Raw genomic sequence first — 6,730 nt, 5'->3', positions numbered from 1 at the left:
GCCCGCGCCGCCCGTGCCGCGCGTGGCGGCCAGCCGCGAATGGTCCCTGGACGAGCTCGCCGACGCCTACGCGTACCCGGCGTCCGCGTCCGTCGGGTACCCGGCCCCGCACGGCGCGTGGCTGCGGGCCAACATGGTGTCCTCGCTGGACGGCGCCGCGCAGCACGACGGCCGCTCCGAGCCCATCTCGTCCGCCGCCGACATGCGGATCTTCGGCACGCTGCGGGCGCTGGCCGACGTGATCGTGGTGGGCGCCGAGACCGTACGCAAGGAGGGGTACCGCCCCGCCCGGGCGCGGGAGGCCTTCGCGGCGCGGCGCAAGGCGGCCGGGCAGACGCCCGCGCCCGTGATCGCCGTGGTGAGCGCCTCGCTCGACCTGGACTTCTCCCTTCCGCTCTTCACCGCCCCGTCGGCCCCCACCCTCGTCCTGACGGGTGCGGCGGCGCCGGCCGCGCGGGTGCGCGCCGCGGAGAAGGCGGGCGCGGAGGTGATCGTCGCGGGCGACGGTCCCGGCGCGGAGCCGGAGCGTGCGGTGCGGGCGCTGGCCGCGCGCGGACTGACCCGGCAGCTCACCGAGGGCGGGCCCCGGCTCCTCGGCCAGTTCGTGGCCGCCGGCGTGCTGGACGAGCTGTGCCTGACGGTCTCGCCGATGCTCACCGCCGGGTCGGCGCAGCGCATCGCGGGCGGCCCGTCCGTGGAGGTGCCGTCCCGCTTCGCACTGGCGTCCGTACTGGAGGAGGACGGGTTCCTTTTCACCCGGTACCAGAAGCTCTGAGCGGATCTCACGGAGATCCGACAAATCAGCGGAATTAACCGTTCCGCTTAGCTTCCTGCGGGCACACTTACATCGGCAGACCCCGTGCGGGCACGGGGAAGGATGGTTTCCGCAGAAGGGCTCCGAAGGTGTTCACAAGCGTTCTGATGATCGAGAAACCGCTCTCGTCCGTGGACGTGGAATTCGTCACGACCCTGCACGGCGACGAGAGCGTCTCCTTCATCGTGCTCATGCAGCCCCGCGGCGACCAGGCCGACGCTCTGCTGCGCGCCATCGACGACGTCGCCATGGGCGCGCTGAAGGACGTCGCCAAGGAAGGCGAGGAGCTGTCCGCGAAGGACGGGCGGCGCCCCGTCGAGATCGCCCTGGAACGGTCCGTCCAGGCCCTGCGCGACGCCGGCTGCGAGGCCGTCGGCCAGGTGGTGGAGGACCACCCGCTGGACAAGATGAAGGCCGTCGTGGAGGAGTCCGAGGCCGACGAGGTGATCGTGCTGACCGCACCGCACTACGTGGAGGAGTTCTTCCACCGGGACTGGGCGTCCCGGGCCCGCCACAAGGTCGGCGTACCGGTGCTCAAGCTCTTCGCGCACAACGAATAGGCTGGGCCCCCGCACCTACGTCAGACCCCCGGGGAGAGATCACGCATGGCACCCGCCATCCCTGCCGCAATGGAACGGCCGCACTTCATCGGCATCGGCGGCGCCGGCATGTCGGGCATCGCGAAGATCCTCGCCCAGCGCGGGGCGAAGGTCGCCGGCAGCGACGCGCGTGAGTCCGACACCGCCGCGTCGCTGCGCGCGCTCGGCGCGACCGTCCACATCGGGCACGCCGCGCACCACCTGGCCGACGACACGAGCTGTGTCGTCGTCTCCAGCGCCATCCGCGCCGACAATCCGGAGCTGGCCCGCGCGCGGGAGCTCGGCATCCCCGTCGTCCACCGCTCCGACGCGCTGGCCGCGCTCATGAAGGACCTGCGCGCCATCGCCGTCGCGGGCACGCACGGCAAGACGACCACGACGTCGATGCTCGCGGTCGCCCTCACCGAGCTGGGCCTCGACCCCTCGTACGCCATCGGCGGCGACCTCGCCGGCCCCGGCACCAACGCCCGCCACGGCGAGGGCGACGTCTTCGTCGCGGAGGCGGACGAAAGCGACCGCAGCTTCCAGAAGTACGACCCCGAGGTCGCCCTCGTCCTCAACGTCGAGCTGGACCACCACGCCAACTACGCCTCCATGGACGAGATCTACGAGTCGTTCGAGGCGTTCGTGGCCAAGATCCGCCCCGGCGGCACCCTGGTCGTCGGCGAGCACGCGGGCGCCCGCGAACTGGCGGCCCGCGTCGCGCACCGCGAGGACCTGGACATCCTCACGGTCGGCGAGTCCCCCGACTCCGACGCGCGCATCACGGCCGTCGTCCCCCAGGGCATGACCAGCGAGGTCACCGTCGTCCTCGACGGCACCGAGCACACCTTCACGGTCTCGGTCCCCGGCCGCCACTACGCCCACAACGCCGCCGCCGCCCTCGCCGCCGGCGCCCGCACGGGCATCGACCCGGCCGCCCTGGCCCAGGCCCTCACCGCGTACACCGGCGTCGGCCGCCGCCTCCAGCTCAAGGGCGAGGCCGCGGGCGTCCAGGTCATCGACTCGTACGCGCACCACCCCACCGAGATGACCGCCGACCTGGAGGCCATGCGCGCGGCGGCGGGCACCGACCGCCGCCTCCTCGTGGTCTTCCAGCCGCACCTGTTCTCCCGCACCCAGGAGCTGGGCACGGAGATGGGCCAGGCCCTCACCCTCGCCGACCGGTCGGTCGTCCTCGACATCTACCCGGCCCGCGAGGACCCGGTCCCCGGCGTCACCAGCGCCCTGATCACGGACGCGGCCGCCGCGGCGGGCGCCGACGTGACCCCCGTCCACGACAAGGACACGGTCCCGGACGTGATCGCGGGAATGGCACGCCCCGGCGATCTCGTTCTCACGATGGGCGCGGGCGATGTCACGGACCTCGGCCCGAGGATCCTGGCCCGCCTGTCGGACTGAGGGAGCTGACACAGCGATGCCGTATGAGGTCGAGAAGACGGCCGAGCAGTGGCGCGCCGAACTGACCCCGGAGGAGTACCACGTCCTGCGCGAGGCCGGCACGGAACGCGCCTTCACCGGTGAGTACACCGACACCGACACCAAGGGCGTCTACTCCTGCCGCGCCTGCGGGGCCGAGCTGTTCACCTCCACCACCAAGTTCGCCTCCCACTGCGGCTGGCCGTCCTTCTACGACCCGAAGGACAGCGACGCCGTCGAACTGATCGAGGACCGTTCGTACGGGATGGTCCGCACCGAGGTGCGCTGCGCCCGCTGCGGCTCCCACCTGGGGCATGTCTTCGAGGGCGAGGGCTACCCGACCCCCACGGACCAGCGCTACTGCATCAACTCGGTCTCGCTGCGGCTGGAGCCCCGGGAAGACTGACTGGAGCCCCGGGAGGACTGAGGGGGAGGAGCCGCCGGAGGGCTGGGGCGGGAGCCGCGGGCCGGGTTCACGTGCAGTCGGGGCACAGCCCCCGGTACGTCACCTCCGCGCCGGTGACGGCGAACCCGTACCGCTCGGAGTCCGGCAGCGCGGCCAGGGGATCGCCCCCGGGGTGGACGTCCCGGACCGCGCCGCAGCCCGAGCACACCAGGTGCTGATGGGCGTGGTGCGCGTTCGGGTCGTAGCGCTTGGCGCGGCCGACGCTGGACACCTCGATCACCTCGCCGAGCGCGACCAGCTCCCCGAGGGTGTTGTAGACGGTCGCGCGCGAGATCTCCGGCAGCCGGGCCGTGGCGCGCGTCAGGACCTCGTCGGCGGTGAGGTGGATGTGCTCGCCGTCGAGTACCTCGGCGACCACCCGGCGCTGCGCGGTCATCCGCCAGCCGCGACGGCGGAGCCGTTCCAGCAGGTTGCTCATGATCACCAGCCTTGCGATGCGTCGTCCGACGGATGAGGCCGTGCGGGGCCTGGCTGTCGTATTGACTTGGACTGAGTCCAGCATAGGATCTGTTTTGGCGGCAGCCAAGGGCACGTGTGACGGTCACGCCTTCCCACCCCTACAGGGCCGGACCTCGCGAACCGTGGCCTGTACCGCACAGCTCCACCGCCTCAGCAGTTCCCGACCTCCGTGATCCGCTTGGTTCGGAAGGAATTTCCATGTCTGAGAAGCACGTCGCACCCCTCGCCGACACGGCGGAAGGCACAGGCGGCTGCCCGGTCGCGCACGGGCGCGCCCCTCACCCCACTCAGGGAGGAGGGAACCGGCAGTGGTGGCCGGAGCGGCTCAACCTCAAGATCCTCGCCAAGAACCCCGCCGTGGCCAACCCGCTCGGTGAGGAGTTCGACTACGCCGAGGCGTTCAAGGCCCTCGACCTGGAGGCCGTGAAGCGGGACATCGCCGAGGTGCTGACCACCTCGCAGGACTGGTGGCCCGCCGACTTCGGCCACTACGGCCCGCTGATGATCCGGATGGCCTGGCACAGCGCGGGCACCTACCGCATCAGCGACGGCCGCGGCGGCGCCGGCGCCGGTCAGCAGCGCTTCGCCCCGCTCAACAGCTGGCCGGACAACGGCAACCTCGACAAGGCCCGCCGTCTGCTGTGGCCGGTCAAGAAGAAGTATGGCCAGAGCATCTCCTGGGCCGACCTCATGATCCTCACCGGTAACGTCGCCCTGGAGCAGATGGGCTTCGAGACCTTCGGCTTCGGCGGCGGCCGCGAGGACGTCTGGGAGGCCGAGGAGGACGTCTACTGGGGTCCCGAGACCACCTGGCTCGACGATCGCCGCTACACCGGCGACCGCGAGCTGGAGAACCCGCTCGGCGCGGTCCAGATGGGCCTGATCTACGTCAACCCCGAGGGCCCGAACGGCAACCCGGACCCGATCGCCGCGGCCCGCGACATCCGTGAGACGTTCCGCCGCATGGCGATGAACGACGAGGAGACCGTCGCCCTCATCGCCGGTGGCCACACCTTCGGCAAGACCCACGGCGCGGGCCCGGCGGACCACGTCGGCGCCGACCCCGAGGCCGCCTCGATGGAGGAGCAGGGCCTGGGCTGGAGAAGCACCTACGGCACGGGCAAGGGCGCGGACGCCATCACGTCCGGCCTGGAGGTCACCTGGACCACCACGCCGACCCAGTGGAGCAACGGGTTCTTCAAGAACCTCTTCGAGTACGAGTACGAGCTCACCCAGAGCCCGGCCGGCGCCCACCAGTGGGTGGCGAAGGACGCCCCGGAGATCGTCCCCGACGCGTACGACCCGTCGAAGAAGCACCGCCCGACGATGCTCACCACCGACCTGTCGCTGCGCTTCGACCCGGTCTACGAGCAGATCTCCCGCCGGTTCTACGAGAACCCCGACCAGTTCGCGGACGCCTTCGCCCGCGCCTGGTACAAGCTGACCCACCGTGACATGGGCCCGAAGTCGCTGTACCTCGGCCCGGAGGTCCCGGAGGAGACGCTGCTGTGGCAGGACCCGCTGCCGGAGCGCGAGGGCGAGCTCATCGACGCCGACGACGTCGCCGCACTCAAGGCCAAGCTCCTGAAGTCGGGCCTGACCGTGACGCAGCTCGTCACCACCGCGTGGGCGTCGGCGTCGTCGTTCCGCGGCAGCGACAAGCGCGGCGGCGCCAACGGCGCCCGCATCCGCCTGGAGCCGCAGCGGAACTGGGAGGTCAACAACCCCGACGAGCTCGCCCAGGTCCTGCGCACCCTGGAGAGCGTCCAGAAGGAGTTCAACTCCGGTGCCAGGAAGGTCTCCCTGGCCGACCTGATCGTCCTCGGCGGCTGCGCCGCCGTGGAGAAGGCGGCCAAGGACGCCGGGTACGACATCGAGGTGCCGTTCACCCCGGGCCGCGTCGACGCCACCGAGGAGCACACGGACGTCGAGTCCTTCGCCGCCCTGGAGCCCGCAGCCGACGGCTTCCGCAACTACGTCGGCAAGGGCAACCGCCTGCCGGCCGAGTACCTGCTGCTCGACAGGGCGAACCTGCTCACGCTGAGCGCCCCGGAGACCACCGTCCTCGTCGGCGGCCTGCGCGTACTCGGCGCCACCTACGACGGTTCGAAGCTGGGTGTCTTCACCGACACCCCGGGCCGGCTGACGAACGACTTCTTCGTCAACCTGCTCGACCTGGGCACGGAGTGGAAGGGCACCTCCGAGGACCAGACCACCTTCGAGGGCCGCGACGCCGTCACCGGCGAGGTCAAGTGGACCGGCACCCGCGCCGACCTGGTCTTCGGGTCGAACTCGGAGCTGCGCGCGCTCGCTGAGGTCTACGCGAGCGACGACGCGCGGGCGAAGTTCGTGAACGACTTCGTCGCGGCGTGGGACAAGGTCATGAACCTGGACCGGTTCGACATCGCCTGATCGCCGGACCGCGCGCGCTTGCGCCCGCGCCGCCGCGGGGCACACCCCTGCGGCGGCGCGGGCGCGCGGCTCAGTGCCTCAGGACAGCTTGCCGTCGTAGTCCGGGAGCTTGAAGGTGCGCTCCGCGTGGCCACCCGTCAGGTCGCTCGGGCGGTTGCCGATGTTGGCGATGATCGTGTAGCCCTTCGCCTCGATCTCGGCCCGCTTCTCCGTCTTGTACGCGGACACCTCATCGAACAGGTCCGGCAGGTCGCGGACGTACAGGCCGGTCAGCGGGTAGCCGACCGCCTTGAGGTTGTAGGCCGTGAGGTCGTGGATGATGCCGGGGCGGGCCGTGACGAAGAAGACGGCCACTCCGCGCGCGTGGGCGTACCGCGCCAGGTCGCGGACGGGGCTGACGGCGGGCGTCGGGTACTCCCAGAAGAAGTGGAAGTCCGTCTCCAGGGACGTGTTGTCGACGTCCAGGACCACGGCGAGCTTCTGGCCCGATGCGTCGGCCGTGCGCTGCTCGATGTAGGGGCGGGCCTGGGCGACGACGGCGTCGACCTCCCGCTTCCAGGC

General features: G+C 71.2%; 7 protein-coding genes. 5 read left to right on the top strand and 2 right to left on the bottom strand.

The window, feature by feature from the left end; genetic code table 11:
* The first annotated feature begins 13 nt into the window (after positions 1 to 13).
* From HTZ82_RS05575 to msrB, 4 genes are all read left to right on the top strand, one after another.
* Entirely contained in the window at positions 14 to 775 is a 762-nt protein-coding gene (locus HTZ82_RS05575) for a pyrimidine reductase family protein (protein WP_175408149.1), read from the top strand.
* 128 nt (positions 776 to 903) lie between these two features.
* Positions 904 to 1,374, top strand: a complete 471-nt coding sequence (locus tag HTZ82_RS05570; protein WP_175408148.1) for an indole-3-glycerol phosphate synthase — start codon at positions 904 to 906, stop codon at positions 1,372 to 1,374.
* 45 nt (positions 1,375 to 1,419) lie between these two features.
* Entirely contained in the window at positions 1,420 to 2,814 is a 1,395-nt protein-coding gene (gene murC, locus HTZ82_RS05565) for a UDP-N-acetylmuramate--L-alanine ligase (RefSeq protein ID WP_175408147.1), read from the top strand.
* Between the two features lie 16 nt (positions 2,815 to 2,830).
* A complete protein-coding gene (gene msrB / locus HTZ82_RS05560) occupies positions 2,831 to 3,238 on the top strand; it encodes a peptide-methionine (R)-S-oxide reductase MsrB (RefSeq protein ID WP_175408146.1) in 408 nt (135 codons plus the stop codon).
* Between the two features lie 67 nt (positions 3,239 to 3,305).
* On the opposite strand, the gene HTZ82_RS05555 is transcribed toward msrB, so the two are convergent.
* The gene (locus HTZ82_RS05555) at positions 3,306 to 3,716 is read right to left on the bottom strand and encodes a Fur family transcriptional regulator (protein ID WP_175408145.1); all 411 of its coding nucleotides are present in this window, start codon (positions 3,714 to 3,716) and stop codon (positions 3,306 to 3,308) included.
* Positions 3,717 to 3,955: 239 nt separating this feature from the next.
* Between HTZ82_RS05555 and katG the strand changes: the two genes are divergently transcribed.
* A complete protein-coding gene (gene katG, locus HTZ82_RS05550; RefSeq protein WP_175408144.1) occupies positions 3,956 to 6,169 on the top strand; it encodes a catalase/peroxidase HPI in 2,214 nt (737 codons plus the stop codon).
* 78 nt (positions 6,170 to 6,247) lie between these two features.
* Here katG and HTZ82_RS05545 read toward each other — a convergent pair.
* Positions 6,248 to 6,730, bottom strand: a 483-nt coding sequence (locus tag HTZ82_RS05545; RefSeq protein WP_175408143.1) for an HAD family acid phosphatase, incomplete at its 5' end; no start/stop codon positions are given.

The sequence above is a fragment of the Streptomyces sp. TRM64462 genome (assembly GCF_013362995.1).
Taxonomy (GTDB): domain Bacteria; phylum Actinomycetota; class Actinomycetes; order Streptomycetales; family Streptomycetaceae; genus Streptomyces.
This window is presented reverse-complemented; position numbering and strand designations above follow the sequence as displayed.